General features: G+C 38.2%; 1 protein-coding gene. It reads left to right on the top strand.

Annotated elements, in window-relative coordinates; translation table 11 throughout:
• Positions 1-419 precede the first annotated feature (419 nt).
• The gene (polA, locus tag PLE33_08485) at positions 420-3,176 is read left to right on the top strand and encodes a DNA polymerase I (protein HPS61278.1); all 2,757 of its coding nucleotides are present in this window, start codon (positions 420-422) and stop codon (positions 3,174-3,176) included.
• The last annotated feature ends 265 nt before the right edge of the window (positions 3,177-3,441 follow it).

Genomic DNA, 3,441 nt, shown 5'->3' with positions numbered 1-3,441 from the left:
TTATGAATCCAACCCCCTACTCTTTCTGTTCCACTTAAAGGAATTAAAATGAGCATCAAGGCAAGCAATAATATACATTGTTTCATTTCTTCTCCTTATGTGTTTGATAATTTGGGAAACCCTGAGTTTTGTTTGGTCCTAAAAGTTGGTATAAATTCCACCTCATTGTTTCTCAGGTTATTTGAGAACATTTTATCATCCTCGTTTTTCACAATCTATGTTAGAGCAATTAACCAATTACATTCTTTCCAGCTTGTCAATTCAAGTCAAGTTCTTTTTCATAAGAATTGCTGTTACCAACCTGCTGCAATTATTTCTCAAAGCTGCTCTCCTGTTTTTTTTAAAATTCCCTTGCCAAAAAATCCCTGCTCCTATTTTAATGTCGGAAAAGAAAAAACAAGCCAAAGGATGGTTGGGAAATGGCAGAGAAATTATATTTAATTGATGGCACGGCATTACTTTATAGAGCGCATTTTGCTTTCATAAAAAATCCTTTAATCAACAGCAAAGGAATGCATACCAGTGCCATTTTCGGGGTAATAAATTCTTTTTTGCACATCCTGGAAAATACTCAGGCAGCTTATGCAGCCATTTCTTTTGACCGCAAAGCTCCTACTTTTCGGCATAATCTTTATGAGGCATATAAGGCACAGCGTCCTCCAATGCCTGATGAACTTGTAGTTCAAATTGAGCCGGTGAAACGCTTTTTTGAGTTAATCGGCTTAGAGGAAATCGGTCTTGATGGTTATGAAGCGGATGACATTTTAGGAACTTTGGGGAAGCAATATAAAGATAAGTTTCAAATTGTGTTTTTAACCAGTGACAAGGATTACTGTCAATTAGTTGATGAGCATTCGGTTATGCTTGATCCAATGAAAGATGTTATTTTGGATCGGGATGCCGTTTATGCCAAGTATGGTGTTTATCCCGAGCAGTTTATAGATTATCTTGCCCTTGTTGGAGATGCTTCTGATAATATTCCCGGAGTGAAAAGCATCGGACCTAAAACTGCTGCAATGCTGCTTTCCGAATATAAAACGCTGGATAATATTTACGCTAATTTGGATAAGTTAAAACCTCGTGTGCAAGAAACTCTTCGGGAAAACGAGGAAAATGCTTATCTCTCAAGGCAACTGGCAACAATAAATACGGATGTTCCAATTCCTAAACCGAATCTGGAACACCTTACTTTTTGGGCTAAGGATTTGCGAAAAGCCATTCCTTTATTGGAGGAATACGAAATTAGCTCCATTAAGCGAAAAATTGAACTGAAATATCCTGAAACAAATACAGCAAAACCACAAACCGAATATCAGGACGATATTTTTACGGACAATGTTAAGACACAAGAGGAAACTGAAGAAACGGACGATAAAATGCCTTTTTCAGCGATTTTAGTAAATACACTTAATTTCGTATCTTTACTTAAAGAATTGAAAGCGGCGAAGCAAATTTCCATAGATACAGAAACGGATTCCCCTGAACCAATGCTGGCAAATTTGGTAGGAATTTCCTTTTGCGTTGATGAAAAGAAAGCATACTATCTTCCCCTGGGACATCAATTAGCTGATAATTTGCAGTTAAAGGAAGTTCTTCATCATTTGGAAGATGCCTTAAAGGGGAAACTGCTATTGGGACATAACCTCAAGTTTGATTTAATAGTCCTTGCCCGCAATGGTTTAGACCTTGATAATCCACTGTTTGATACAATGCTGGCTGCCTATATACTTGATCCTGGAACGCTGCATTATTCTCTGGAGACCTGCGCTCTTAATGAATTGAATTATAAGATGATACCTATCAGCGAGTTAATTGGCAAAGGGAAAAACCAGAGCACTTTTGACCTGGTGGATACGGAAATAGCATGTAAATACTCTGCAGAAGATGCCTGGGCGGTTTATAAGCTCTATCCTGTTTATCGTAGAAAACTGGATTTCAGCGTAATGGCAAATCTTTTTGATACAGTGGAACTTCCTCTGATTAAGGTTTTACAGCATATTGAAATGAACGGTGTGGCTATTAACTGTTCCGTGTTAAGCGAAATTTCGCACCAGATAAATCTGGAGCTTAAAATCCTGACAGATAAGATATATAACTATGCGGGATATGAATTTAACATCAATTCTACCCAGCAACTGGCTAAACTGCTGTTTGAAGAAAAAAAATTGCCCTGCGGCAGAAAAACCAAAACCGGCTATTCTACGGATAACAGTGTTTTGGAAGAACTTGCTGTGGACTATGAAATTGCAGCTATCATTATTCAATATAGACAGCTTTCAAAACTGCTATCAACTTATGTTAGCGCCCTGCCTAAAATGATAAATCCGGAAACCGGAAGAATTCATTCCTCTTTTAATCAGACAGTTACTTCCACAGGACGCCTTTCTTCTTCCAATCCCAATTTGCAAAATATCCCGGTGCGCACAGAAATTGGACGCGAAATCCGGAAAGCATTTTGTGCCAAGGATGAGGAACATCTTATTCTGGATGCGGATTATTCTCAAATAGAATTGCGTTTACTGGCTCTGATGAGTGAAGATGAAGTCCTTCTGGAAGCATTTAAACAAGACCTGGATATTCATAAAAGAATGGCTGCCAAAATATTTAATATTGCTTTGGCAAATGTTACTCCCGACCAAAGAAGAGCTGCTAAAACCATTAACTTCGGCATTCTCTACGGAATGGGACAGCGCAAACTTTCCCGGGAATTGGGTATTTCCCTGAAGGAAGCAAAAGAAATTATAGACGATTACTATGCCCAATTCCCTTCTATCCGCAATTTTATCAATCAGTGTGTTTATAAAGCCCGTCAACAACATTATGCGGAAACCCTTTTGGGCAGGCGATTATACATTACCAATATTGACAGTAAAAACCAGGGACTTAAAAGCGAAGCAGAAAGAATTGCTGTAAATATGCCCATTCAAGGTACTGCCGCTGATTTGATTAAAGTAGCTATGATTGACATTTATAAGCAGATAGATAAGCGTGAAGATATCAAAATGATTCTCCAGGTGCACGATGAACTGGTTTTTGAAATCCATAAAAGTATCCTGGAAGAAGCAAAGGAAATTGTTAAAACCGCTATGGAAAATGCGTTACCCCCAGAATATGCAAAAAAAATCCATCTGAAAACGGATGTGGGAGTAGGGAAAAATTGGTATGAAGCCCACTGAAAAATGCAGAATGGAATATACATAACTGAAGGGTATAAGAATATAGAAAGCAATATCCAAAAAATCATATAATATCCAGTCCATATTGAAAAAACATAAAAGGAAAATAAGGTTTAGAGGGTTGAAAAGGTTTAGAGGGTTGAGATACTTTAAAAGCCCTAAGTGGCTTTTTATTCAGGAAGAACGACGTCCTCGTCGTTCACAAATCCCGGAAGAACGACGTCCTCGTCGTTCACAAATCCCGGAAGAACGACGTCCTCGTCGT

Origin of the sequence: Candidatus Cloacimonas sp., from assembly GCA_035403355.1 — a bacterium.
In the GTDB taxonomy this organism is placed as follows: domain Bacteria; phylum Cloacimonadota; class Cloacimonadia; order Cloacimonadales; family Cloacimonadaceae; genus Cloacimonas.
The sequence above is the reverse complement of the archived record's forward strand: the minus strand, read 5'-3'. Positions and strand labels throughout refer to the sequence as shown.